The organism is Klebsiella sp. CN_Kp066, assembly GCF_040065135.1.
Taxonomy (GTDB): Bacteria; Pseudomonadota; Gammaproteobacteria; order Enterobacterales; family Enterobacteriaceae; genus Klebsiella; species Klebsiella oxytoca.
On the sequence record NZ_JBEAIU010000030.1, the window covers coordinates 57,303 to 82,565 of the forward strand.

At 55.0% G+C, this 25,263-nt stretch carries 20 protein-coding genes; 8 read left to right on the forward strand and 12 right to left on the reverse strand.

Features of this window, described 5'->3' with window-relative positions; genetic code table 11:
• Positions 1 to 125 precede the first annotated feature (125 nt).
• Positions 126 to 1,844: a ubiquinone-dependent pyruvate dehydrogenase gene (gene poxB, locus ABLV75_RS10515; RefSeq protein WP_004100616.1), complete on the reverse strand. Its 1,719-nt coding sequence runs from the start codon at positions 1,842 to 1,844 to the stop codon at positions 126 to 128.
• A 152-nt stretch (positions 1,845 to 1,996) separates the two neighbouring features.
• On the opposite strand from poxB, the gene ABLV75_RS10520 reads away from it, so the two are divergent.
• Positions 1,997 to 2,431: a DoxX family protein gene (locus tag ABLV75_RS10520; protein WP_004100617.1), complete on the forward strand. Its 435-nt coding sequence runs from the start codon at positions 1,997 to 1,999 to the stop codon at positions 2,429 to 2,431.
• Between the two features lie 393 nt (positions 2,432 to 2,824).
• Here the strand turns inward: ABLV75_RS10520 and hcr are convergent, their stop codons facing one another.
• The 4 genes from hcr to aqpZ form a co-directional block, all read right to left on the reverse strand.
• On the reverse strand, positions 2,825 to 3,793 hold the full coding sequence (gene hcr / locus ABLV75_RS10525) for an NADH oxidoreductase (RefSeq protein WP_224239062.1): 969 nt from the start codon (positions 3,791 to 3,793) through the stop codon (positions 2,825 to 2,827).
• A 10-nt stretch (positions 3,794 to 3,803) separates the two neighbouring features.
• Positions 3,804 to 5,456 (reverse strand): hydroxylamine reductase, encoded by a 1,653-nt coding sequence (gene hcp, locus ABLV75_RS10530; protein WP_004111846.1) that lies wholly within the window; start codon positions 5,454 to 5,456, stop codon positions 3,804 to 3,806.
• Positions 5,457 to 5,599: 143 nt separating this feature from the next.
• The gene (locus ABLV75_RS10535) at positions 5,600 to 6,499 is read right to left on the reverse strand and encodes a lysine exporter LysO family protein (protein WP_004100620.1); all 900 of its coding nucleotides are present in this window, start codon (positions 6,497 to 6,499) and stop codon (positions 5,600 to 5,602) included.
• 123 nt (positions 6,500 to 6,622) lie between these two features.
• Entirely contained in the window at positions 6,623 to 7,318 is a 696-nt protein-coding gene (aqpZ, locus tag ABLV75_RS10540) for an aquaporin Z (protein WP_004100621.1), read from the reverse strand.
• 381 nt (positions 7,319 to 7,699) lie between these two features.
• On the opposite strand from aqpZ, the gene ABLV75_RS10545 reads away from it, so the two are divergent.
• The 3 genes from ABLV75_RS10545 to macB all read left to right on the forward strand — a co-directional run bounded on the left by ABLV75_RS10545 (position 7,700) and on the right by macB (position 12,591).
• Positions 7,700 to 9,358, forward strand: a complete 1,659-nt coding sequence (locus ABLV75_RS10545; RefSeq protein ID WP_004100622.1) for an ATP-dependent endonuclease — start codon at positions 7,700 to 7,702, stop codon at positions 9,356 to 9,358.
• Positions 9,359 to 9,532: 174 nt separating this feature from the next.
• Positions 9,533 to 10,648 (forward strand): macrolide transporter subunit MacA, encoded by a 1,116-nt coding sequence (gene macA / locus ABLV75_RS10550; protein WP_004100624.1) that lies wholly within the window; start codon positions 9,533 to 9,535, stop codon positions 10,646 to 10,648.
• Entirely contained in the window at positions 10,645 to 12,591 is a 1,947-nt protein-coding gene (macB, locus tag ABLV75_RS10555) for a macrolide ABC transporter ATP-binding protein/permease MacB (RefSeq protein WP_004100626.1), read from the forward strand. Before macA ends, macB begins: the two co-directional genes overlap by 4 nt.
• A gap of 68 nt (positions 12,592 to 12,659) precedes the next feature.
• Here macB and cspD read toward each other — a convergent pair whose 3' ends face one another.
• Entirely contained in the window at positions 12,660 to 12,890 is a 231-nt protein-coding gene (gene cspD / locus ABLV75_RS10560; RefSeq protein ID WP_004100627.1) for a cold shock-like protein CspD, read from the reverse strand.
• Between the two features lie 324 nt (positions 12,891 to 13,214).
• On the opposite strand from cspD, the gene clpS reads away from it, so the two are divergent.
• Complete coding sequence (gene clpS / locus ABLV75_RS10565; RefSeq protein WP_004100628.1) at positions 13,215 to 13,532, forward strand: ATP-dependent Clp protease adapter ClpS; 318 nt, start codon at positions 13,215 to 13,217, stop codon at positions 13,530 to 13,532.
• A gap of 30 nt (positions 13,533 to 13,562) precedes the next feature.
• Positions 13,563 to 15,845 carry an ATP-dependent Clp protease ATP-binding subunit ClpA gene (gene clpA / locus ABLV75_RS10570; protein WP_004100629.1) on the forward strand — a complete coding sequence of 761 codons (2,283 nt, stop codon included), beginning with the start codon at positions 13,563 to 13,565 and terminating at the stop codon, positions 15,843 to 15,845.
• A gap of 217 nt (positions 15,846 to 16,062) precedes the next feature.
• Here the strand turns inward: clpA and ABLV75_RS10575 are convergent, their stop codons facing one another.
• The 6 genes from ABLV75_RS10575 to trxB all read right to left on the reverse strand — a co-directional run bounded on the left by ABLV75_RS10575 (position 16,063) and on the right by trxB (position 22,841).
• Positions 16,063 to 16,869, reverse strand: a complete 807-nt coding sequence (locus ABLV75_RS10575; RefSeq protein ID WP_004100630.1) for an ATP-grasp domain-containing protein — start codon at positions 16,867 to 16,869, stop codon at positions 16,063 to 16,065.
• Positions 16,870 to 17,028: 159 nt separating this feature from the next.
• The gene (gene infA, locus ABLV75_RS10580) at positions 17,029 to 17,247 is read right to left on the reverse strand and encodes a translation initiation factor IF-1 (protein WP_002211347.1); all 219 of its coding nucleotides are present in this window, start codon (positions 17,245 to 17,247) and stop codon (positions 17,029 to 17,031) included.
• Positions 17,248 to 17,526: 279 nt separating this feature from the next.
• Complete coding sequence (gene aat, locus ABLV75_RS10585) at positions 17,527 to 18,231, reverse strand: leucyl/phenylalanyl-tRNA--protein transferase (RefSeq protein WP_004100631.1); 705 nt, start codon at positions 18,229 to 18,231, stop codon at positions 17,527 to 17,529.
• 38 nt (positions 18,232 to 18,269) lie between these two features.
• Complete coding sequence (cydC, locus tag ABLV75_RS10590; RefSeq protein WP_004100632.1) at positions 18,270 to 19,991, reverse strand: cysteine/glutathione ABC transporter ATP-binding protein/permease CydC; 1,722 nt, start codon at positions 19,989 to 19,991, stop codon at positions 18,270 to 18,272.
• Positions 19,992 to 21,758: a cysteine/glutathione ABC transporter permease/ATP-binding protein CydD gene (gene cydD / locus ABLV75_RS10595; protein WP_004100633.1), complete on the reverse strand. Its 1,767-nt coding sequence runs from the start codon at positions 21,756 to 21,758 to the stop codon at positions 19,992 to 19,994.
• A 114-nt stretch (positions 21,759 to 21,872) separates the two neighbouring features.
• Entirely contained in the window at positions 21,873 to 22,841 is a 969-nt protein-coding gene (gene trxB / locus ABLV75_RS10600) for a thioredoxin-disulfide reductase (RefSeq protein WP_004100637.1), read from the reverse strand.
• Positions 22,842 to 23,372: 531 nt separating this feature from the next.
• Between trxB and lrp the strand changes: the two genes are divergently transcribed.
• Positions 23,373 to 23,867, forward strand: coding sequence for a leucine-responsive transcriptional regulator Lrp (gene lrp, locus ABLV75_RS10605; RefSeq protein ID WP_002439523.1), 495 nt, complete (start codon positions 23,373 to 23,375; stop codon positions 23,865 to 23,867).
• A gap of 135 nt (positions 23,868 to 24,002) precedes the next feature.
• The coding region (locus ABLV75_RS10610) for a DNA translocase FtsK 4TM domain-containing protein (RefSeq protein ID WP_348854938.1) at positions 24,003 to 25,263 on the forward strand (1,261 nt) is incomplete at its 3' end.

A 25,263-nucleotide genomic window follows, 5' to 3' on the forward strand; every position in this document is an offset into this window, starting at 1 on the left:
GCTGCCTCTGCGTTGGCTGCACCCTCAAACCCCGGTCACATCGTTATTTCTGCTTCCGGGGATTTTCGGGCTTGCCGCCTTGATGCGACACGAATGTTTTTGCGTATGAATTGAAAAGGATATTTTTACCTTAGCCAGTTAGTTTTCGCCAGTTCGATAACCTCATCGCCTCGGCCGCTGATAATCGCGCGCAGCATGTAAAGGCTGAAACCTTTGGCCTGCTCCAGTTTGATCTGCGGCGGCATCGCCAGTTCTTCACTGGCGACCACCACATCTACCAGGACCGGGCCGTCGGTACTGAAGGCGGTTTGCAACGCCTGGTCTACGTCAGCCGCTTTTTCGACACGGATGCCCTTAATGCCGCAGGCCTCGGCGATGCGGGCAAAGTTGGTCGCATGCAGCTCGGTGCCGTCTGTCAGATAGCCGCCGGCCTTCATCTCCATCGCGACAAAGCCCAGGACGCTGTTATTGAAGATAACGATCTTCACCGGCAGCTTCATTTGCGCCAGCGAGAGAAAATCCCCCATCAGCATGCTAAAGCCGCCGTCGCCGCACATTGCCACGACCTGACGGTCGGGGGCGGTGGCCTTCGCGCCGATGGCCTGCGGCATGGCGTTAGCCATCGAACCGTGGTTGAACGATCCGATCAGGCGGCGCTTGCCGTTCATCTGTAAATAGCGCGCAGCCCACACGGTTGGCGTTCCGACGTCACAGGTAAAAATGGCGTCGTCGTCGGCAAAGTGGCTGATCCGCTGCGCCAGATACTGCGGATGAAGGGTTTTATCGCTTGGCTTCGCCAGGTCATCGAGCCCCTTACGCGCGTCGCGATAGTGTTCCAGGGCTTTGTCGAGGAACTTGCGGTCGGTTTTCTCTTCCAGATGCGGCAGCAGCGCGCTGAGGGTGGATTTGATATCGCCGATCAGCGCCATGTCCACTTTACTGTGCGCGCCGATACTACCGGGGTTGATATCGATCTGAATAATTTTTGCGTCCGTCGGGTAGAAGGCGCGATAGGGGAACTGGGTGCCGAGCAGCACCAGGGTGTCAGCGTTCATCATGGTATGGAAACCGGAGGAGAAGCCTATCAGCCCGGTCATCCCAACATCATAAGGGTTATCGTATTCAACGTGCTCTTTGCCGCGCAGCGCGTGAACGATAGGCGCTTTCAGCTTCGCGGCGAACTCAACCAGCTCTTTATGCGCTCCGGCGCAGCCGCTGCCGCACATCAGCGCGATATTGCTCGAATAGCGCAGCAGCTGGGCCAGTTTTTTCAGTTCTTCTTCTGCCGGCGTCACCTGCGGCAGCGGGGCGTGGTACCAGTGGCTGCTGGCGCTTTCCGGCGCGGGTTTTAGCGCAACGTCGCCGGGGAGCACCACTACCGAGACGCCGCGGTTAATCACCGCTTTGCGCATAGCGATGGCCAGCACCTGCGGGATCTGCTCCGGCGAGGAGACCAGTTCGCAGTAGTGGCTGCATTCGCGAAACAGCTCCTGCGGATGCGTTTCCTGAAAGTAACCGCTGCCGATTTCGCTGGAAGGAATATGGGCGGCGATGGCCAGCACCGGAACATGGTTGCGGTGGCAGTCGAAAAGACCGTTAATCAGATGCAGGTTGCCCGGCCCGCAGGAACCGGCGCACACCGCCAGTTCGCCGGTAAGCTGCGCTTCCGCTCCGGCGGCGAAGGCGGCAACTTCTTCATGGCGCGTGGGCATCCAGTCGATGGTCCCCATGCGGTTCAGGCTGTCGCTTAAGCCATTAAGAGAATCCCCAGTCACGCCCCAAATACGTTTAACGCCAGCCTGTTCTAGAGTTTTGGCAATGTATGCCGCCACGGTCTGTTTCATGGTTTTCCATCTCCTTAAGTGATAACGCTTACAAGCTTAGATGAAAATGACCATTACGCCCGCCGTTTGCTCCTCATTTTCAGCTGCTTTTATTCGTCGGACATTGCGCATACGCTGTGTTCACCTTCGGTGGTAAACAGGAATCATTTCAAATGGTTAAATCTCTGTTAAATGGTGTTAATAAACTGCTGTCGCATGATGATTTTGGCAAACTTTTGTTACGACTTGCCGTTGGCGGCCTGATGCTGTTTCACGGATTACACAAGCTATTCGATGGCGTGGGGGGCATCAGCAGCATGCTGGTGGCGAAAGGTCTGCCGGGCTTTATCGCTTATGGGGTTTTAGCTGGAGAAGTGGTTGCGCCATGTCTGCTGATTGTGGGGATCCTGACGCGCCCTGCGGCGCTGGTGCTGGCATTCACGATGGTTGTGGCCTGGCTGATGGTCGGGACGGGTAAAACCTTCGCGCTGGATGCGGTAGGCGCGTGGGCGATTGAGAGTCTGGTCTATTTCTTTGTTGGCGCGCTGGCGATTGCCTTCCTCGGGGCAGGCCGATATTCCATTGGCGGAAACTCGGCCTGGCGGTAAGTGCACCAGTGTTTTCTGCCTCACCCTGGCCACATCTTGTTTGCCGGGGTGTCGCCGCTCGTTTTTCAGACCCTTTTCTGGGGCGTTATTTTAAAATATTGATTTTTTTAATGTTTTTATTCTTGCCTAAAAAAGGGTAAAAGGGCCTTTTATTGATTATTGCATGATAAAACAATGAGGCAGGTGCGCCGGGCTAGTGTTCACTGCCGTACAGGCAGCTTAGAAACATCATGGCATCCCAGGCGCCGCTGGCAGCATGTTCACTGCCGTACAGGCAGCTTAGAAAGGATGACCGATCGCATCGGCATTTTTGAATTGGTTCACTGCCGTTCCGGCAGTTCAGTAAGAGCCATGCTACCCGACGATTACCGCGTAGCATGGCCAGCAACAACATTAAGCCAGTACCAAATCTCCCTGCGGCTGGCAGGAGCAGGCCAGCACGTAGCCTTCAGCGATTTCCGCATCGGTTAACGTCATGGTACTGCTGACGGTATATTCACCGGAAACCACTTTCGTTTTGCAGCAGCCGCAAACGCCCGCGCGGCAGGCGACGGTAACCGGCACCTTATTGCTTTCCAGCGCTTCGAGCAGCGTAGTGCCGACCGGGGCATAAAACGTTTTCGCCGGCTGCAGTTTGGTGAACTTCAGACCGCTGGTGGCCGCGACGGCGACTGGCGTAAAGAACTGCTCTTTAAAGAAGCGCGTCGCGCCCAGCGCTTTCACTTCCTGCTCGACGAGATCCATATACGGCGCCGGACCGCAGGTCATCACGGTGCGCGATGCCAGATCCGGCACGCTTTGCAGTAGTTCAGTCGTTAAACGTCCTGCCACGAAACCGTGGGTAGCGTTATTTTCCGCCACCAGGGTCACCGGATACTGACGCCACTCCTCAGCGAAAATCACATCCTGCGGCGAACGAACGTTAAAAATCACCTGCACATCAACCTGCGGGCGATATTTTGCCAGCCAGCGGCGCATCGACATGATCGGCGTGACGCCGCAGCCTGCGGCTAGCATCAGGAACTTATCGTCCGCTTTATCATCGCAGGTGAAATCCCCCATCGCGTCGGACAGCCAGATATAGTCGCCGCGCTTTACGTCGCGGGTGAGCCACTGTGATCCCGCGCCATCGTCGATACGGCGAACGGTCAACGTAATATATTCGCTGACGCCCGGCGTGGACGAAATAGTGTAAGCGCGCAGGGTCTCTGCCGAATTACGCACGCTCACCAGCGCGTACTGCCCGGCACGGTACGGATAATAGTCATGGCAGAGCAATGAAATGGTCCACACATCCGGCGTTTCCTGATGGATGTGATGCACCTGCATCCGCCACGGGCATTGTGAGGTTGGCATGGTCATGGATAGCTCCTTACGCGCTCAGCAGTTGCTTCATGTCTTCTTCTACGGTGGTCACAGAGCGCAGACCGAATTTCTCATTGAGCACGGCCAGCAGATCTGGGGTGAAGAAGCCTGGCGCGGTCGGGCCGGTTACGATGTTTTTCACCCCCAGTGAGAGCAGGGTCAGCAGAATGACAATCGCTTTCTGCTCGAACCAGGAAAGCACCAGCGATAGCGGCAGATCATTGACGCCGCAGCCCAGTTTTTCCGCCAGGGTCACCGCCAGGATAATCGCCGAGTAAGCGTCGTTGCACTGACCGGCATCGACCAGACGCGGCAGGCCTTCAATATCGCCGAAATCGAGTTTATTGAAGCGGTATTTACCGCAGGCCAGGGTCAGGATCAGGCAGTCGTCCGGTACGCTGGTGGCAAAATCGGTGAAGTAATTACGCTCGCCCCGCGCGCCGTCGCAGCCGCCAACCAGGAAGATGTGGCGCAGTTTTTCCCGGCTCACCAGATCGATAAGGGTATCAGCAGCGCCCAGAAGGGTCTGACGGCCGAAACCTACGGTGATGAGATGCGGGATCTCGCTGTACGGGAAGCCCGCCATCTGCTGCGCCTGGGCGATAACCGGGGCGAAATCTTCGCCTTCCAGATGGTTCACGCCCGGCCAGCCAACGATGCTGCGGGTCCAGATACGATCGTCATAGGCGCCGACGGTTGGGTCGATGATGCAGTTAGAGGTCATGACGATCGGCCCCGGGAAACGGGCGAACTCCACCTGCTGGTTCTGCCAGCCGCTGCCGTAGTTCCCAATCAGGTGTTTGAATTTACGCAGCTCCGGATAGCCGTGCGCCGGCAGCATTTCCCCGTGGGTGTAGACGTTAACGCCGGTGCCTTCGGTCTGCTCCAGCAGGTTATAGAGATCTTTCAGGTCATGGCCGGAGATCAGGATGCACTTGCCCTCGGTCGCTTTAACGTTGACCTGGGTTGGGGTCGGATGACCGTATTTGGTGGTCTCACCGGCGTCCAGAATGCTCATGACTTTGAAGTTCATCTGGCCGATTTCCATTGAGCACTCCAGCAGAGCGTTCATATCGGCAGGCCAGGTACCCAGCCATGCCATGATTTTATGGTACTGGGCGTAGAGGTCGTTGTCGTACTGGCCCAAAACGTGCGCGTGCTCCATATAGGCCGCAGCGCCTTTCAGGCCGTACAGGCACAGCAGGCGCAGGCCGAGAATGTTCTCGCCGATGGCCGCTTTGTCTTTGTTCGGAGTAAATTCCGCCGCCTGACGCTGCAGGTCGCCCAGATCGTCGCTAGCCAGTTGCACAGCGGCCATCGGATTGTTAACCGTCGCGTGGGCATCAATGCTCAGGCACTGGGCTTTAAGCGCTTCACGCATGGCGATAGCCTGACGCGCATAGCCAACGATACGCGGGGAGTCGAAGTTAACGTTAGTCAGCGTAGAGAAAAAAGCGCGCGGCGCAAAGCTATCGACGTCGTGGTCGATGATGCCATATTCACGGGCTTTAAGCGCCCAGGCGGAGAGGCCCTGCAGAGAGGCAATCAGCAGATCCTGCAGATCGGACGTTTCGGCCGTTTTCCCGCACATACCCTGCGCGTAAGAGCAGCCGTTTCCTGCCGGAGTACGGATGGTTTGTTCACATTGCACACAAAACATGGTCACACCTTTTAAAGTTATATTTGATATACATGTTTAAGGTTATGCCCGAGCGCGTGAGGAGAAAAGGTATTTCTGATACAACTTACAGGGAGATTGATTTAGCGCAAAATTGGCGGCAGAGGGCTACCGCCTGAGAGGTATTAAGCGGAGAAAAAGGCCATCAGGATGGGCACCAGCAGGCTGAGAATGAAGCCATGAACAATAGCTGCCGGCACGATCTCCACGCCGCCTGAGCGCTGCAGCACCGGCAGCGTAAAATCCATCGATGTTGCGCCGCACAGGCCTAGCGCCGTTGAACGGCTGCGGCGTACCAGCCCCGGGATCAGCATAATCGCCAGCAGCTCTCGTGCCAGATCGTTAAAGAAGGCGGCGCTACCAATCACCGGGCCATAGGATTCTGTTAACAGGATGCCGGAAAGCGAATACCAGCCAAAGCCGGAGGCCATGGCCAGGCCGGTTTTTAGCGGCAGGTCGAGAATAAAGGCATTAATGATTCCGCCCAGCAGTGAGCTCACCATCACCACCACCGCAACCATCATTCCGCGGCGATTCAGAACAATTTGCCGCAGGGTCATGCCATTATTACGCAGCTGAATACCGATCAGGAACAGCAGGAAAATCAGCGTATATTCACTGGCCTCGGTGGCGTGTTGTAAAAAAGGCAGGCCGCTCAGGCCAATAAGAAAACCAATAAGGACTACGCCGCATAGCTGAAGGGATTCCAGCGCCATTGCCAGACGCGAGGGTAATTTTTCCTGGCGATGATGATTTTGCCAGGGCATTTTCTGCTCAAGCCACATCAGAGCCGCAATATTACACAGCAGGATAATGACGACGCTGACCGCTGCGTAATGAAGTATCGACAACAGGTTGCTGGCCAGATTATCGAGGAACGCCAGGCTAATTCCCATAAAAAAGAGAATAACGTAAACGATCCAGCTCAGAAGTCGTGCGATAAGTTTAAGGGCTGACGGCCGATGGAGAGGAATAAGGTAGCCTGCGATTAACGGCAGCAGAATAATTAATAGTCCCGAAAACATGAACGACGTGGTCCTTGCAGAGTGAAAATAGCGTCCCTGACACTACCCAAATCGCCGGACTGAGTAAAGTAGTCGAAAAAAAGAAAGGCCCGGGAAACCGGGCCTTCAGAGAAGCGAGGGTGCTTAACTGCGTTTTTCCAGCAGAGTACGGTAGAGCACGCCGCCGAGAATACCGCCGATAATCGGCATCACCCAGAATAGCCACAGCTGCTGCAGCGCCCAGCCGCCCTGGAAAATCGCTACCGCGGTGCTACGAGCCGGGTTGACAGAAGTGTTGGTGACCGGAATGCTGATCAGGTGAATAAGGGTCAGCGCCAGGCCAATGGCGATAGGGGCGAAGCCCGCCGGAGCGTTTTTATCGGTGGCGCCGTGGATGACCAACAGGAAGCCGCAGGTCAGGACAATCTCAATCACAATTGCGGAGAGCATGGAGAAACCGCCCGGTGAGTGTTCGCCGTAACCGTTCGACGCGAACCCGCTGGCGGCGGCGTCAAAGCCCGCTTTACCGCTGGCGACGATATACAGAATAGCGGCGGCAATAATACCACCGACAACCTGGGCGATAATATAGCCAATCACCTCTTTAGCCGGGAAACGACCGCCGGCCCACAGGCCTAAAGTGACTGCCGGGTTAAAGTGGCCGCCGGAAATATGACCGACGGCAAACGCCATGGTTAATACCGTTAAGCCGAAGGCTAACGCGACGCCGGCAAAACCAATACCTAATTCCGGGAAGGCCGCCGCCAGAACGGCGCTGCCGCAACCACCAAACACCAGCCAGAATGTACCAAAGCATTCTGCTGCTAATTTTCTAAACATAACCACCTCAATAAAATAATGTTACGAGCGCGGAAAACCGCGCCGGTCTTTATTTATCGATATAAATAACGACGATAAAAATAAAGCGCCGCTATTTTATGGACGTTCAACATTGTCGCACTAGCAATATAAATCGAGGTAACTTGATTTAGGGCAAGGTGATGTGATTCCTTCAGTAATGTCTACCGAGTTGAAGTGTAGAACAGAACAAATTAAAAAACTGGCAACCCGGTAAGTAATTTGCAAGCTGAATAGTCACCGTGCGGATACATACGCTTAAGATTTATCCTGCAGCGCGGAGTAGCGGGTGTGTCATGTTCCTCCCCACCTCGCTATACTGCTGATAACTGAAGGAGAAAGTAGCCACCGAGCGGAGGGGATATGCATCTTGAGCGCGTCGAAATAGTAGGCTTTCGCGGCATCAACCGGTTATCGTTGATGCTGGAGCAAAATAACGTGCTGATTGGCGAAAATGCATGGGGTAAATCCAGCCTGCTGGATGCCCTGACGCTGCTCCTGTCGCCTGAGTTCGATCTCTATCATTTTGTTCGGGAAGATTTTTGGTTTCCACCCGGGGATGTTCAGGGGCGCGAACGTCATTTGCATATTATTCTGACCTTCCGTGAAAATGAACCGGGCCGCCATCGGGTCCGCCGCTATCGGCCGCTCAGCAAATGCTGGGTACCCTGCGACGATGGCTATCAGCGAGTGTTCTACCGCCTGGAGGGGGAGCTTGCCGATGATGATAGCGTGATGACTCTGCGCAGCTTTATTAACGGCGAAGGGGAAGCGCTGGAGCTTGAAGATATTGATGAGCTCGCCCGTCACCTGGTGCGGCTGATGCCGGTGCTGCGCCTGCGCGATGCCCGTTTTATGCGGCGGATCCATAACGGTACCGTGCCGCATTCGCCGCAGATCGAAATTACCGCCCGCCAGCTCGATTTTCTCTCCCGCGAGCTGGTGCACCATCCGCAAAATTTAACCGACGGGCAAATCAGGCAGGGGCTGTCGGCCATGGTGCAGCTGCTGGAGCACTATTTTGCCGAGCAGAGCAGCGCGCAATCTCGTCACCGCCTGATGCGCCGCCATTCACATGATGAACAGCGCAGCTGGCGCTATCTGGACATCATCAACCGTATGATCGACAAACCCGGCGGCCGTAGCCATCGGGTGATTTTATTGGGGCTCTTTTCCACGTTGTTGCAGGCGAAAGGGACCGTCAGACTCGATCGCGATGCGCGGCCGCTGCTGTTAATTGAGGATCCGGAAACCCGACTGCACCCCATTATGCTATCCGTGGCCTGGCATTTGCTCAATTTGCTGCCGCTGCAGCGGGTGACGACGACGAACTCCGGCGAGCTGCTGTCGCTAACGCCCGTCGAGCATGTGTGCCGACTGGTGCGTGAATCGTCACGAGTGTCGGCCTGGCGGCTGGGGCCTGGTGGAATGAATGCAGAAGACAGTCGACGCATCGCATTTCATATTCGTTTTAACCGCGCTTCATCGCTGTTTGCCCGCTGCTGGCTGCTGGTGGAAGGCGAGACGGAAACCTGGGTTATCAACGAACTGGCCCGCCAGTGCGGCCATCACTTTGATGCGGAAGGGGTGAAGGTGATCGAGTTTGCCCAGTCGGGTTTAAAACCGCTGATTAAGTTCGCCCGGCGAATGGGCATTGAGTGGCACGTGCTGGTGGATGGCGATGAAGCCGGGAAGAAATACGCCGCCACCGTTCGCAGTTTGTTGAATGACGATAAAATGCTGGAGCGAGACCATCTCACCGCGCTACCGGCGATGGATATGGAACATTTTATGTATCGTCAGGGATTCGATGATGTTTATCATCGGGTCGCGCAGCTGCCGATGAATATTCCTATGAATATGCGGCGGGTGATCACCAAAGCGATTCATCGCTCGTCTAAGCCTGACCTGGCGATTGAAGTGGCGATGGAGGCCGGACGTCGCGGCGTTGACGCCATTCCGACGCTGTTGAAAAAAATGTTTTCTCGCGTGCTATGGCTGGCGCGCGGGCGGGCGGATTAGCGGCGACCAACGTTTATCTCTTCGTGCCGGGAGCGATTCCGGCGCGTCTGCATCTGCACGTCACTCAACCTCAGTTAAACAAAAATTAAGCGCAGCTAAAAATGAACGTTATTCTGTTACCGCATTTAGATAGAATTGACGCGGGTTCTGCGGATTAAAACATCAGGAATGGTTATGAAATTAAATGGAAAGCGCAGGAAAATTTGGTGGCTGCTGGCGATTGTCGTGCTGGCCCTCGCCGTCTGGGGATGGCGAATACTGAATGCGCCGCTGCCGCAATATCAGACGCTGGTGGTGCGTAAAGGGGACCTGCAGCAGAGCGTGCTGGCGACTGGTAAGCTGGATGCGTTAAAAAAAGTGGATGTCGGGGCGCAGGTGAGCGGACAGCTCAAAACGCTGCGCGTCGAGATTGGCGACAAAGTGAAAAAAGACCAGCTGCTGGGGGTTATTGACCCGGAGCAGGCGGAAAACCAGATTAAGGAAGTTGAAGCGACGCTGATGGAGCTGCGGGCGCAGCTCAACCAGGCGCGCGCGGAGCGTAAACTCTCTGCGGCGACTTTAGCTCGCCAGCAGCAGCTGGCGCAGCGTCAGCTGGTCTCCCGGCAGGACCTGGACACCGCCGCGACCGACCTGGCGGTGAAAGAGGCGCAAATCGGCACGATTGAAGCGCAGGTCAAACGCAATCAGGCCACCCTGGATACGGCTAAAACCAACCTCGACTACACCAAAATTCTGGCTCCGATGTCCGGGGAAGTGACGCAAATCACCACCCTGCAGGGGCAGACGGTGATTGCCGCCCAGCAAGCGCCGAATATTTTGACCCTGGCCGATCTCAGCACCATGCTGGTGAAGGCGCAGGTTTCGGAAGCGGACGTCATCCATCTCAAGCCGGGGCAAAAGGCCTGGTTTACGGTGTTGGGCGATCCCCTGACGCGCTATGAAGGGACGCTGAAGGATATTCTACCGACGCCTGAAAAGGTTAACGACGCTATTTTCTACTACGCCCGTTTTGAAGTGCCGAACCCGCAGGGCATCCTGCGCCTGGAGATGACCGCCCAGGTGCATATTCAGCTCTCAGAAGTGAAAAATGTTATTACCATCCCGCTGAGCGCGCTGGGTGAGGCCATCGGCGATAACCGCTATCACGTGCGTCTGCTACGTACCGGTGAAGTTAAAGAGCGTGAAATCGTTATCGGTGCGCGGAATGACACCGATGTGGCGGTGGTGAAAGGGCTGGAAGAGGGGGATGAAGTCATTATCGGCGAAGGTGCGGCCGGAGCAGCGAAATGACGGCGTTACTTGAACTGCGTGATATTCGCCGCAGCTACCCCTCCGGCGATGGCAACGTTGAGGTGCTGAAAGGTATTACGTTGAGCATTGCCGCCGGCGAGATGGTGGCTATTGTCGGGGCCTCCGGCTCAGGGAAATCCACGCTGATGAATATTCTCGGCTGTCTGGATAAACCCACCAGCGGCACCTATCGGGTTGCCGGAACCGACGTGGCACGTCTCAACGGCGATGAGCTGGCGCGCCTGCGGCGGGAACATTTCGGTTTTATTTTTCAGCGCTATCATCTGCTATCGCATCTCACCGCGGCGCAGAACGTGGAAGTGCCGGCGGTCTATGCCGGAGCGGAGCGCAAAGCGCGGCTGGCCCGCGCCCATAAGCTGCTTGTACGACTGGGGCTTGGCGACCGGGCAGAATATCAGCCTTCACAGCTCTCCGGCGGCCAACAGCAGCGGGTGAGTATCGCCCGCGCCCTGATGAACGGCGGGGAAGTGATTCTGGCGGATGAGCCTACCGGTGCGCTGGACAGCCGCTCCGGCGAAGAGGTCATGGGGATCCTTCACCAGCTGAAAGCGCAGGGACATACGGTCATTATCGTCACCCATGACCCGCAGGTGGCGGCTCAGGCTGAGCGGGTCATTGAGATACACGACGGTGAGATCGTGCGTAACCCGCCCGCGTTGAGCTCCGCGCAAGGCGGCGCGCTGCGCCAGCGCACGGCGGCCGAACCGTCGGCATGGCGTCAGTTCAGTAGCGGTTTTCGCGAGGCGCTGGTCATGGCCTGGCGCGCCATGGCGGCGAATAAAATGCGCACGCTGCTGACGATGCTCGGGATAATTATCGGCATTGCATCGGTGGTGTCGATTGTGGTGGTGGGCGATGCCGCGAAGCAAATGGTGCTGGCCGATATCCGCGCCATAGGCACCAATACCATTGATGTTTATCCCGGTAAGGATTTCGGCGATGACGATCCCCGCTATCAGCAGTCGCTGAAGTACGACGATCTGCTTGCTATTCAGAAACAGCCCTGGGTCAGCTCGGCGACCCCTGCGGTCTCCAAAAGCCTGCGTCTGCGGGCGGATAATATCGACGTTGCCGCTAGCGCTGAGGGCGTGGGGGCGCAGTACTTTAACGTTTACGGTATGACTTTTAGCGAAGGCAACACCTTCAACGAACTCCAGCTAAATAGCCGCGCGCAGGTGGTGGTGCTCGATAGCAACGCGCGTCGACAGCTATTTCCGCACAAAGCGCGGGTCGTTGGCGAAGTGATTCTTGTCGGCAACATGCCCGCGACGGTCATCGGCGTCGCTGATGAAAAACAGTCGATGTTTGGCAGCAGCAAAATTCTGCGCGTCTGGTTACCCTATACCACGATGGCCGGCCGGGTTATGGGGCAGTCGTGGCTGAACTCCATCACCGTCCGGGTCAATGAAGGTTACGACAGCGCGCTTGCCGAGCAGCAGCTGTTACGTCTCCTGGAACTGCGCCACGGTAAGAAAGATGTTTTCACCTGGAATATGGACAGCATCTTGAAAACGGCGGAACGGACCACACATACACTACAGCTGTTTCTGACCCTGGTGGCGGTGATTGCGCTGGTGGTCGGCGGGATTGGCGTGATGAATATTATGCTGGTCTCTGTTACCGAACGCACGCGAGAGATCGGTATCCGTATGGCTGTCGGGGCGCGGGCCAGCGACGTACTGCAGCAGTTTTTGATTGAGGCGGTGCTGGTTTGCCTGGTCGGCGGGGCGCTGGGCGTGACGCTTTCGTTGCTGATTGCCTTCGTGCTGCAGCTGTTTTTGCCCGGCTGGGAAATCGGCTTTTCGCCGCTGGCGCTGCTGACCGCATTTTTATGCTCGACGCTGACCGGAGTGTTGTTTGGCTGGCTCCCGGCGCGCAATGCGGCTCGTCTGGACCCGGTCGACGCCCTGGCACGGGAGTAGCGATAAAAAAATGCCAGTCAGAAGGACTGGCATTTTACTGGCAGGATGTACACAATGAAGCAAAAGAGTTATGCGGCTGTTTCTGTTTCTTCCGCTTCAACAGGGACGATCACGCTGGCGTGATTACCTTTTGGCCCCTGGTGAACATCAAACCGAACCGCTTGTCCGGCTTTTAGCGTTCTGTAACCATCCATCTGGATGGTCGAGTAATGGGCGAAAATGTCTTCGCCGCCGCCCTCAGGGCAGATAAAACCGAACCCTTTGGCATTGTTGAACCACTTAACAGTACCCATTTCCATACTTCGACATCCTTCGTAAATCTTATAAGTAAGATGGAATGAACCGGTAGTGGAGTGACGAGTTGTTCATTTGCTCGCCAACTCTCGCCACTACAATTTAGAGAAATCAGGAAATGCGTCAAGCGATTGACGACCGGGGACGGTGAAAAATGCGTCAAAATTTGAAGCAGTTAACGCTATTGCCGGGGAATGTGACAGACATCGCGGATGGAAGTAATAGATGATAATTATCTATGATCTATTGTAGATTTGTGATGTGCATAGCCTCTGGTCATCGACAGGCCACCGCCTGTTGGCAACAGCAACCGATGATGAACACTGACGATGAGTAAGAGAGACTGGTTGGACTTCGATCAGCTAATCGAGGACGAAGTTAAAGATGCGCTAAAACCGCCATCTATGTATAAAGTGATATTAGTCAATGATGACTACACTCCAATGGAGTTTGTTATTGACGTGTTACAAAAATTCTTTTCTTATGATGTTGAACGTGCAACGCAACTGATGCTGACGGTTCACTATCAAGGTAAAGCGATTTGCGGGGTGTTTACCGCTGAAGTCGCGGAAACCAAAGTATCGATGGTGAACCAATACGCGAGGGAGAACGAACATCCGTTGTTGTGTACGCTAGAAAAAGCCTGAATGCAGGCAATAAACTTGGGGGAGGTGCCTATGCTCAATCAAGAACTGGAACTCAGTTTAAACATGGCTTTCGCCAGAGCGCGCGAGCACCGTCATGAGTTCATGACCGTCGAGCACTTGTTGCTGGCGCTGCTTAGCAACCCTTCGGCCCGCGAAGCGCTTGAAGCGTGTTCAGTGGACCTGGTCGCGCTGCGTCAGGAACTTGAAGCCTTCATCGAACAGACCACACCCGTACTGCCTGCAACGGAAGAAGAGCGCGACACTCAGCCGACGCTGAGCTTCCAGCGCGTGCTGCAACGTGCTGTTTTCCACGTCCAGTCATCCGGTCGCAGCGAAGTGACCGGCGCCAACGTTCTGGTCGCGATTTTCAGCGAACAGGAGTCTCAGGCGGCATACCTGCTGCGTAAACATGAAGTCAGCCGACTTGATGTGGTGAACTTCATCTCTCACGGTACGCGCAAAGACGAGCCGAGCCAGTCTTCCGATAACAGCGGAAGCCAGCCAGGCAGCAGTGAAGAGCAAGCAGGCGGGGAGGATCGTATGGAAAACTTCACCACCAACCTCAACCAGCTTGCCCGCGTAGGCGGTATCGATCCGCTGATCGGCCGCGAGAAAGAGCTGGAACGTGCTATTCAGGTTCTGTGCCGCCGTCGCAAGAACAACCCGCTGCTGGTGGGGGAATCCGGCGTCGGTAAGACCGCAATTGCCGAAGGTCTCGCCTGGCGTATCGTGCAGGGCGACGTACCGGAAGTGATGGCCGACTGCACTATCTATTCACTGGATATTGGCTCGCTGCTGGCTGGCACTAAATACCGCGGCGATTTTGAAAAACGCTTTAAAGCGCTGCTTAAGCAGCTGGAGCAGGATACCAACAGTATTCTGTTCATTGATGAGATCCACACTATCATTGGTGCGGGCGCGGCTTCCGGCGGGCAGGTCGATGCCGCTAACCTGATTAAGCCGCTGCTTTCCAGCGGTAAAATCCGGGTTATCGGTTCGACGACCTACCAGGAGTTCAGCAACATCTTTGAGAAAGATCGTGCGCTGGCGCGTCGTTTCCAGAAAATTGATATCACCGAACCTTCCGTGGAAGAGACGGTGCAGATTATTAACGGTCTGAAGCCGAAGTATGAAGCGCACCACGACGTGCGTTACACCGCGAAAGCGGTACGTGCGGCGGTGGAACTGGCGGTGAAATACATTAACGATCGTCATCTGCCGGATAAGGCGATTGACGTGATTGACGAAGCCGGCGCGCGCGCGCGCTTGATGCCGGTGAGCAAACGTAAGAAAACGGTTAACGTGGCGGATATTGAGTCCGTGGTGGCGCGAATTGCGCGTATTCCTGAGAAGAGCGTTTCCCGCAGCGACCGCGATACGCTGAAAAACCTTGGCGATCGCCTGAAAATGCTGGTCTTTGGCCAGGATAAAGCGATTGAGGCCTTAACCGAAGCGATCAAGATGGCGCGCGCCGGGCTTGGCCATGAGCACAAACCTGTCGGCTCTTTCCTGTTTGCCGGGCCTACCGGGGTGGGTAAAACTGAGGTTACTGTACAGCTGGCGAAGTCGCTGGGTATTGAGCTGCTGCGTTTTGATATGTCCGAATATATGGAACGTCATACCGTCAGCCGCTTAATTGGTGCGCCTCCGGGTTACGTCGGTTTCGATCAGGGCGGGCTGCTGACCGATGCGGTTATTAAGCATCCGCACGCGGTACTGCTGCTCGATGAAATTGAAAAAGCGCATCCGGACGTCTTTAACCTGCTGTTGCAGGTAATGGATAACGGTACGCTGACCGATAACAACGGCCGCAAAGCGGATTTCCGCAACGTGGTGCTGGTGATGACCACCAACGCCGGCGTGCGTGAAACCGAGCGTAAATCGATTGGCCTTATCCATCAGGACAACAGTCCGGATGCGATGGATGAGATCAAAAAGATCTTTACGCCGGAGTTCCGTAACCGCCTCGACAACATTATCTGGTTCGATCACCTGTCTACGACGGTTATCCATCAGGTGGTGGATAAGTTTATCGTTGAGCTGCAGGTCCAGCTGGATCAGAAAGGCGTCTCTTTGGAAGTAAGCCAGGAAGCCCGCGATTGGCTGGCCGAGAAAGGCTACGACCGGGCCATGGGCGCGCGTCCGATGGCGAGGGTGATTCAGGACAACCTGAAAAAACCGCTGGCTAACGAGCTGCTGTTTGGCTCACTGGTTGACGGCGGTCAGGTGATCGTTGAGCTGGACAAAGAGAAAAACGCGCTGACCTATGCCTTCCAGAGTGCGCAAAAGCACAAACCGGAAGCGGCACATTAAGTCGCTTGCGTGAAATGTCAAAACCGGCCTCAGGGCCGGTTTTTTTATGCCTTTCTTCTGAATCCTCTTATTCGCTTTTTTAACATATTGATTTTAAAGAAATAAAAAACCGGTTAAAAATAATATGGCAGAGGAGGTTTATTGTTTAATTTCAATAATAACAATATGATGGGGTGCGGTTTACCCAGTTCACTGCCATAAAGGCAGCATTCCATCCTTAAATTTCCTGACTTACCGCATAGTCACTCAGCATTTTCACAAAACGCTCAACGGACCACTCTTTGATATCCGATACCTGGCCGTCACCCATCTCGACGAGCCTCAAAGCACCAGCTTCATCATTGATAACATCTATAGAGTAAAAAGGGCTGTTTATACGTGCGGCGATTTCGCTAACCCTGGCAGGAATATCGCCGTTTGCGGCATGAACTTTGCCATCGAGAACAAAGAATCGCCTTTCGCTGGATGTATCAAATTTCTCCACGCGTCTCAGGCAAACTCCTCCTTCAATTTCACCGCGAAACTGTTTAAGCAATGTGATGATTTCATCAATTTCTTGCGCATTGCGAGCGATTGAGCCGCGGGAGGTTGTGAGCGACTTTACATAGTCCTTCACAAAATAAGCAGGCCAACCATATTCCTTAGTGAGGGCAGCAAAGTCAGCATCTTCGCTAGTCACGATGGTTTCTGGCGTGAGATCCCGACAACTTTCATACCAGCCCGGCAAATGGTGGCATTGAAGATATTGCTGGCATGACGTTAATAAGCGAGCGCCTCGCTTTTCCACCGCTCGGGATAAACTTTCGTACTCATCCGGGTGCAGCATCCATCCGCGCCACAGTACCGGCATATTGGCTGAAAAACTGGATGAAAAGCGGTAGTCGCCCAGCGCCGCAGCCTCTGATGAAAGTAACAGGCAGGTAATACTGCTTTGGCAGGCATAAGTGTACTCAGCTAAAAACATCTCGTCAGGTTGTGACGGATGAAGCATATCGTTGGGATAGATAATTTGCAGGGCGCTCATTTGGGTATCCTTTCTCGCCAGGACAATCCAGCTATTATTTTACGGGCGCAGAGACAGGGCCGTCAAAGCCGAAGAGGGAAGCGGCGTGAGAATAAAAGAAATGAAAAGACCGGGAATTATCCCGGCCTTCAGCATCTGGCGCGTTAAGCGCGAAAACGATCAGCGACTACGGAAGACAATGCGGCCTTTGCTCAGGTCGTACGGGGTCAGCTCAACAGTCACTTTGTCGCCCGTCAGAATGCGGATGTAGTTTTTACGCATTTTACCGGAAATATGCGCAGTTACCACGTGACCGTTTTCCAGTTCTACGCGGAACATAGTGTTAGGCAGCGTATCAAGTACGGTGCCCTGCATTTCAATATTGTCTTCTTTGGCCATCTAGTCCTCTGGGGTATCACTACCGTAGTTTTGAACCGGCAAGATAATGCCGAAGTTCAGCAAGTATGTAAAGTTTTACGTCAAATCGCCGAAGTAGTTTTGGCGCATTGCCCGTAATTCACGCGGATAAACCGGGCGACAGGCGCAAACGTAAAGGGGGAGTGACAGAACGATGGGCGTTATCTGACTCTTATTATTCCCAAACGGCGGCGGGGCAACGGGCAGAAGCTACTCTACCGCGCAATTATAACATCCCGACAAAAAATGTGCTGAAAACATTTATGCTTCTCCTGCAAATAGCACCCTTGGCACCCAGAACCGCTCCGGCAGACGATACGTCCGCAGTACGGAGAGATAGTCGAGATAATCGCGGCGAGGAATTTCCACTGCGCCCAACGAAGCCGTATGCTTGTTTAGCACCTGGCAATCGATTAATTTTCCACCATCGTGCATAAACGCCTGGCTAAAGACCAGTAGTGCGGTTTTGGAGGCATTCTCGGCTCGGCTGAACATTGATTCTCCGCAAAACAGCGCCCCCTGCGCAACGCCGTACATGCCACCCACTAATTCCTCTTCCTGCCACACTTCAACAGAATGAGCGTGCCCCAGCTCATGTAGCTGATGGTATGCCTGAACAATACCCTGCGTTATCCATGTTCCCTCATCACGATGATCGGCGCAGCCTTCAATAACCTGACCGAAGGCGTGATTCAACGTTACGCGATACGGGGAGCGCTGATGAAAACGCTTCATACTGCGGCTGAGATGGAATTTCTCCGGCCACAGTACCGCTCGCGGGTCGGGGGACCACCAGAGAATTGGGTCACCGGGCGAAAACCATGGAAAAATACCGCGCTGATAGGCCATCAGTAACCGCGCCGGGCTAAGATCGCCGCCCAGCGCTAACAGACCATTAGGTTCGCGCAAAGCGCCTTCCGGGGAGGGGAAGGCGATGGAATGATGAGAGAGCTGAACCAGCCGCATTTTTACCTCAACGCATCAGGCAATGATTCAATAGTAGCCTACAGACGCTGCTTAAACTGGTAGTAACGCCCCTGTTCAGCCAGCAATTCTGCGTGACTACCTTGCTCAATAATCTTTCCGTTGTCCATGACTATTATCTGATTAAACCGCGCCAGCCCGCGCAGACGATGAGTTACCATCAGCACGGTTTTTTCACGCATAACTTCAGCAAGTAAATCAAGTATTTGGCTTTCGGTCGTCGCATCAAGGCCTTCAGTAGGTTCGTCCAGCAGCATCAGCGGCGCATCGTGAAGCAGGGCGCGAGCGATAGCCAGCCTGCGCAACTCGCCGCCGGAAAGCTGACGACCACCTTCTCCCAGCCAGCTATTCAGGCCGCTATCTTCCAGCAACCTGGCTAAACCGACGCGTTCAAGCGTTTCTGCAAGCCGGGCATCGCTGGCCCCCGGAGAAGCCAGCAGCAGGTTGTCGCGCAGGGTCGCGCTGAACAGATGTACGCGCTGCGGCACGACGCTCATCGCCTGGCGCAACGTCGCTTCGTTAAGCTGCGTCAGCGGCTGATCATTGAGTAATATCTCTCCCTCCGCAGGATCCCAGGCACGGGTCAGCAGCTGTAACAGCGTCGATTTACCGCAGCCTGTTCGTCCCAGGATGGCGATATGCTGACCGGCCTCGATCTGCAATGATATTTTCTCCAGCGCAGGGGAGGGCTGCTGCGGATAGCTGAAGGTAACCTGATTTAAGCTCAACGAAACGCGATCCAGCTTTTGGCTTTCGCCCTGAGTGAAGGCGACTTCCGGCTCTTGTTCGGTAATTTGCGTGATGCGCTTTGCGGAAGCGATCACCTGCCCCAGATGCTGAAATGCGCCGGTTACCGGCGCCAGCGCTTCAAACGCCGCCAGCGCGCAGAAGACAAACAACGCGATCAGCGCGCCCGGTTGAGTATCGCCGCCAACGCCTGCTGAGGCGAGCCACAGCATAGTAATAACCGCCACTCCGCCAATCAGCAGCATCAGCGCCTGGGAGAGGGCCGTCAGTTCCGCCTGGCGACGCTGCGCATCCAGCCAATGCGCTTCGGTTTTTACCATTTGCTGCCGGTAACGATCGCTGGCGTTGAACAGCATCAGCTCCGCCTGCCCCTGCAGCCATGAGGTCAACTGCTGGCGATACTGCCCGCGGAAATGAGTCATGCTTTCACCGGCGGGCTTACCGGCGCGATAGAACAGCGGCGGCATCACCAGCAGGGTAAGTAGCATAATACCGCCCAGGGTCAGAGCCAGAGTAACGTCCAGTACGCTCAGCCCCACGGTGACGACGAGAATTACCACCAGCGCGCCTACCAGCGGCGATATGACGCGCAGATAGAGATGATCCAGGGTATCGACATCTGCAACCACCCGGTTAAGCAGTTCACCCTGACGAAAACGCGCCAGCCCGGCGGGGGAGAGCGGTAGCAGTTTGCTGAAGGTAAATACCCGCAGATGCTGCAGGACGCGAAAGGTTGCGTCATGGCTGACCAGACGCTCAAAATAACGGCCAGCGGTGCGAATGATCGCCGCGCCGCGTACGCCCGCGGCTGGCAACATATAGTTAAAGCTGTAGATGCCCGCTACGCCAACAACGGCCGATGCCGACAGGAACCAGCCGGATAACGTTAATAAGCCAATGCTGGCCAGCAGCGTAACGATCGCCAGCACGATACCGAGCAGCAGCAGCCATTTGTGTCGTTTGTACAGCGCCAGGTAAGGCCATAATGCGCGCATTTAAATCTCCTCCTGACGATGAGCAAGCAGGGTTGCAAAAGGGCCGCCTGCGGTCGCCAGTTGCGAATAACTGCCTTGTTCAACAATTTGACCATCCTGCATCACCCAGATTGCATCCCAGTTCGCAAGGCCTTCCAGCTGGTGGGTAACCATTAGCGTGGTTTGCTGCGTTGATGCATTGGTCAGCGCCTGCATCACGCGCTGCTCACTATGGGCATCCAGGCTGGCTGCGGGTTCGTCCAGCAGCAGCAGGCGGCAGGGTACCAACAGCGCCCGCGCGACGGCGACACGCTGAGCCTGCCCGACCGACAGGCGACCGGCCTGATCGCCGACAGGCGTGTTAATACCCTGCGGCAGAAGGGAGAGGAACTCGCTGACCCACGCTTTATCCAGCGCAAGCTGTAGCTGTGCTTCGGTGGCATCAGGGCATGACAGCAGGACGTTGTCACGCAGCGTTGCCGCCGGCAGTTGCGGATTTTGCCCTACCCAGCTCAGGAGACGGCGCCAGCGGTCGGCATCCAGACTCTTCAACTCAACGCCATTGACCTTGAGCGAGCCCTCATAGGGAAGAAAACCCGTTAGCGTATTCAATAGCGAGCTTTTACCGGAGCCGCTTTGCCCAACCAGCACCACGCGCTCGCCAGCGCGTAGGGAAAAATTCAGCGGCCCGGCCAGCACTTTACCCTCAGGGGATTTGATCAGCAGGTCGCGGGCTTCGATGCTAATCATTTCATTATCGCTTAATACTTTTTCCCCACGTTCTGGCTGCGCCAGCGGCGTTTCCATAAAGGTCTTCAGGCTATCTGCGGCGCCAATAGCCTGCGCTTTCGCATGATAAAAGGTGCCTAAATCGCGCAGCGGCTGGAAAAACTCGGGGGCCAGAATCAGCGCGAGGAAACCGGCCATCAACGTCACACCGGCGCCGTAGTGGCCAAAGTTGAGCTCTCCCAGATAGGAAAAGCCAAAGTAAACGGCTACCAGCGCAATCGAGAGCGAGGTGAAAAATTCCAGCACGCCGGAGGAGAGAAACGCCAGACGCAGCACTTCCATTGTTCGCTGACGGAAATCCTGAGAAGCCTCGCGTATGTTTTCCGTCTCTGCTTGACCGCGATGAAAAATTCTCAGCGTCTCCATACCGCGCAGGCGGTCGAGAAAATGGCCGCTTAAGCGCGCCAGAGCGAGAAAGTTACGTCGGTTGGCATCGGCCGCTCCCATGCCAACCAGCGCCATAAACAGAGGAATAAGCGGCGCTGTGCCCAACAGAATCAGCGCTGCGGCCCAGTTGATGGGGAAAATAGTGATGACGATCAGTAAGGGAATGCTGGCCGCCAGCGTCATCTGCGGTAAATAGCGAGCATAGTAGTCATGCATATCGTCGATCTGCTCAAGGATCAGCGTGGCCCAGCTGCCTGCGGGTTTCCCCTGTATCCAGGCAGGCCCCGCCTGCTGTAAGCGATCCAGAACCTGGCGGCGAATCTCAACGCGGATATGCTGGCCCGCCTGAAAACCCACTCTTTCACGCAACCAGACAACCCAGGCGCGCAGCACAAAGACCAGCACCAGTAACACAAAAGGCAGCAGCAGCGCCGTGGCGGGAATATTTTCCATAATCATGCGATGAAGGATCCGCGCCAGGAACCAGGCCTGAGCAACGATGAGCAGGCCGCTAACGACGCCCAGGAGACGGGAAATCATCAACCAGCGACGGGAGATAATGCTTTGATCTTTTAACCAACGGGTTAAATCTTGTTGACGGGTTTTATTCATTGCGCGCTTAGCAGGTGTAGTTATGAGTTTTTTGGGCACGGCAATGTTACAACGGGGCAAAAATAAAGGCGACTTTTCGTCGCCTTCTTTACCTTTGTTACTGACTTGTAAAGATTATTTGCAAGCGTCGGCTAAACCATCCAGATAACGCTCTGCATCCAGCGCAGCCATACAGCCTGTTCCGGCAGAGGTAATCGCCTGACGATAGATATGGTCCATCACGTCACCCGCAGCGAAGACGCCAGGAATGCTGGTCTGGGTGGCGTTGCCGTGGATGCCGGACTGAACTTTAATGTAGCCGTTTTCCAGCTCCAGTTGACCGGCAAAAATCGCCGTGTTCGGGCTATGCCCGATAGCAACGAACAGCCCGGCAACGTCCAGGGATTCAACATTGTCAGCATTCTGCGTATCGCGCAAGCGCAGGCCGCTCACGCCCATCTGATCGCCGGTTACTTCTTCGAGGGTGCGGTTGGTATGCAGCACGATGTTGCCGCTTTCCACTTTATCCATCAGGCGTTTGATGAGGATTTTTTCCGCGCGGAAGCCGTCACGACGGTGGATCAGATGGACTTCGGAAGCGATGTTGGACAGATACAGCGCCTCTTCAACAGCCGTATTGCCGCCGCCGATGACGGCGACTTTCTGGTTACGATAGAAGAAACCGTCGCAGGTGGCGCAGGCAGAAACGCCGCGGCCTTTAAATGCCTCTTCTGATGGAAGCCCCAGATAACGCGCTGATGCGCCGGTGGCGATAATCAGGGCGTCACAGGTGTATTCACCGCTGTCGCCGGTCAGGCGGAACGGACGGTTTTGTAGATCGACGCTGTTGATATGATCGAAAATAATTTCGGTCTCAAACTTGGTGGCATGTTCGTGCATGCGCTCCATCAGCAGCGGTCCGGTCAGATCGTTAGGATCGCCTGGCCAGTTTTCCACTTCAGTGGTGGTGGTCAGTTGACCGCCTTTTTCCATTCCGGTAATCAGTACCGGCTGCAGATTTGCGCGCGCTGCGTAGACCGCAGCGGTATATCCCGCAGGTCCAGAACCAAGAATAAGCAGTTTACTGTGTTTGGCCGTGCCCATGAGATCCTCGTAATTTATTAGCATACATGCGCTGGATTGTAGGGAATTTGTGGACGTAAAAAAAGAGCGTGGCAGTTTTGTTAACGATATGTGTAATAGAAGCTGCCGATTAATTGGCGATTTAACGAACGAAGAATATAACTAATTCTACTGTCAGGGGGACAATTATAAGAGGAAAACATGAGAATCAACGGGGGAGGATAATGAATATCTGGCATCTTGTACTAAAAATCGATGTTTTGCTTTGACAATCCCCTGTGCTTTTGCGAAAACATTCATGGAAGAAGAAAAGCAGTGTTTAGCGTGTGGCGAATTTTAATGCACGCAAATGCCATTTTTATCCGGGTTAGCGAAATCTACGCATGGTGTGGACAGACGCCATGCGTGATGTCGGTGACTGCCGTCAGGCAACGGGCTTCTCACGTACCCCTGGGTTACCCATCGTCGTAAGGGTAATGACAGGATGGACTCTGGCAGTGAAGGCTCAGAGTCGGAACAGGAGTAGGGAAGGAATACAGAGAGACAATAATAATGGTAGATAGCAAGAAGCGCCCTGGCAAAGATCTCGACCGCATTGATCGTAATATTTTGAATGAATTGCAAAAAGACGGGCGTATTTCCAACGTCGAGCTTTCTAAACGGGTGGGACTTTCTCCGACGCCTTGCCTTGAGCGCGTGCGTCGACTGGAAAGACAGGGTTTTATTCAGGGCTATACAGCGCTGCTCAACCCGCATTATCTGGATGCATCACTTCTGGTATTTGTTGAGATTACTCTGAATCGTGGCGCGCCGGATGTGTTTGAGCAATTTAACTCCGCTGTGCAAAAACTTGAAGAAATTCAAGAGTGTCATCTGGTTTCCGGGGATTTCGATTACCTGTTGAAAACCCGCGTGCCGGATATGTCTGCGTATCGTAAACTACTGGGCGAGACCTTGCTGCGCCTGCCGGGCGTAAACGACACCCGTACCTATGTGGTAATGGAAGAAGTCAAGCAAAGTAATCGTCTGGTAATTAAGACGCGCTAACACGGAACAGGTGCAAAATCGACGTAGTTTGATTACACTCCTGTTAATCCATACAGCAACAGTGCCGGGGAGACCCGGCACTGTTGTCCGTTTTAGCTGAAGGCAGGAAACAGCCTGATACCTGGAGAGCCTTTCTTGAGCCAGGAATACACCGAAGACAAAGAAGTCAAGTTCACAAAGCTGAGTAGCGGGCGCCGTCTCCTTGAGGCATTACTCATTCTTTGCTCCCTTTTTGCCATCTGGTTGATGGCGGCCTTACTCAGCTTTAATCCCTCGGATCCTAGCTGGTCGCAAACGGCGTGGCACGAGCCTATTCATAACATAGGCGGTACGCCCGGAGCATGGCTAGCCGATACGCTATTTTTCATTTTTGGCGTAATGGCTTACACCATTCCGGTCATTATTATCGGCGGCTGCTGGTTTGCCTGGCGTCATCAGGAAAACGACGAGTACATCGATTATTTCGCCGTCTCGCTGCGTTTGATCGGTGCGCTGGCGCTGATTCTCACGTCCTGTGGGCTGGCGGCTATCAACGCTGATGATATCTGGTACTTTGCCTCCGGCGGGGTGATCGGCAGTCTGCTGAGCACCACCCTGCAACCTCTGCTGCACAGCAGCGGCGGCACAATCGCGCTGCTCTGCATCTGGGCGGCCGGATTGACGTTGTTTACCGGCTGGTCCTGGGTCAGCATTGCCGAAAAAATCGGCGGTGTGATTCTCTCTGTTCTCACGTTTGCCAGCAACCGTACCCGTCGTGACGACACCTGGGTTGATGAAGGGGAATATGAAGATGATGAAGAAGAATATGACGATGATGAACCCGCCAGGCCGCAAGGTTCTCGACGCGCGCGGATTCTACGCAGCGCCTTAGCCCGCCGCCAGCGCCTGGCCGAAAAATTCGCTAACCCGATGGGGCGTAAAACTGATGCCGCTCTGTTCTCCGGTAAGCGGATGGATGATGCGGAAGATGAGATTCAGTATAGCGCCAGCGGTGCGCCTGTTGCCGCTGATGATGTGCTCTTTTCTGGTTCCAGCGCAGCGCGTCCGGCCAATGTCGATGACGTTCTGTTCTCCGGAGTCAGCGCGGCACGCCCTGGCGATTTTGACCCATACGATCCGCTGTTGAACGGCCATAGCATTGCCGATCCGGTAGCAGTGGCCGCGCAGGATACCGCTGCTCCGCAGGCATGGTCTGAACCGCTGCCAGGGTACGACGCTCAGCCAGTCTATCAGCCCGAACCAGTGACACCGCCGCAGCATGCGTACCAGCCGCAGCCGTCTCCGATGCAGCAGCCAGCTTATCAGCCGGAACCGATCGCGCAGCCGCAGCACGTGTATCAGCCGGAGCAGGCTCCGGTGCAGCAGCCAGCTTATCAGCCGGAACCGTTCTCGCAGC

Coding starts and splice junctions, on each gene's coding strand:
- ABLV75_RS10520 (WP_004100617.1), top strand. CDS start 1,997: ATGGTTAAATCTCTGTTAAATGGTGTTAATAAACTGCTGTCGCATGAT.
- clpA (WP_004100629.1), top strand. CDS start 13,563: ATGCTCAATCAAGAACTGGAACTCAGTTTAAACATGGCTTTCGCCAGA.
- lrp (WP_002439523.1), top strand. CDS start 23,373: ATGGTAGATAGCAAGAAGCGCCCTGGCAAAGATCTCGACCGCATTGAT.
- clpS (WP_004100628.1), top strand. CDS start 13,215: ATGAGTAAGAGAGACTGGTTGGACTTCGATCAGCTAATCGAGGACGAA.
- hcr (WP_224239062.1), bottom strand. CDS start 3,793: ATGACCATGCCAACCTCACAATGCCCGTGGCGGATGCAGGTGCATCAC.
- aqpZ (WP_004100621.1), bottom strand. CDS start 7,318: ATGTTTAGAAAATTAGCAGCAGAATGCTTTGGTACATTCTGGCTGGTG.
- infA (WP_002211347.1), bottom strand. CDS start 17,247: ATGGCCAAAGAAGACAATATTGAAATGCAGGGCACCGTACTTGATACG.
- macB (WP_004100626.1), top strand. CDS start 10,645: ATGACGGCGTTACTTGAACTGCGTGATATTCGCCGCAGCTACCCCTCC.
- ABLV75_RS10545 (WP_004100622.1), top strand. CDS start 7,700: ATGCATCTTGAGCGCGTCGAAATAGTAGGCTTTCGCGGCATCAACCGG.
- ABLV75_RS10535 (WP_004100620.1), bottom strand. CDS start 6,499: ATGTTTTCGGGACTATTAATTATTCTGCTGCCGTTAATCGCAGGCTAC.
- cydC (WP_004100632.1), bottom strand. CDS start 19,991: ATGCGCGCATTATGGCCTTACCTGGCGCTGTACAAACGACACAAATGG.
- aat (WP_004100631.1), bottom strand. CDS start 18,231: ATGCGGCTGGTTCAGCTCTCTCATCATTCCATCGCCTTCCCCTCCCCG.
- macA (WP_004100624.1), top strand. CDS start 9,533: ATGAAATTAAATGGAAAGCGCAGGAAAATTTGGTGGCTGCTGGCGATT.
- trxB (WP_004100637.1), bottom strand. CDS start 22,841: ATGGGCACGGCCAAACACAGTAAACTGCTTATTCTTGGTTCTGGACCT.
- ABLV75_RS10575 (WP_004100630.1), bottom strand. CDS start 16,869: ATGAGCGCCCTGCAAATTATCTATCCCAACGATATGCTTCATCCGTCA.
- hcp (WP_004111846.1), bottom strand. CDS start 5,456: ATGTTTTGTGTGCAATGTGAACAAACCATCCGTACTCCGGCAGGAAAC.
- cspD (WP_004100627.1), bottom strand. CDS start 12,890: ATGGAAATGGGTACTGTTAAGTGGTTCAACAATGCCAAAGGGTTCGGT.
- poxB (WP_004100616.1), bottom strand. CDS start 1,844: ATGAAACAGACCGTGGCGGCATACATTGCCAAAACTCTAGAACAGGCT.
- cydD (WP_004100633.1), bottom strand. CDS start 21,758: ATGAATAAAACCCGTCAACAAGATTTAACCCGTTGGTTAAAAGATCAA.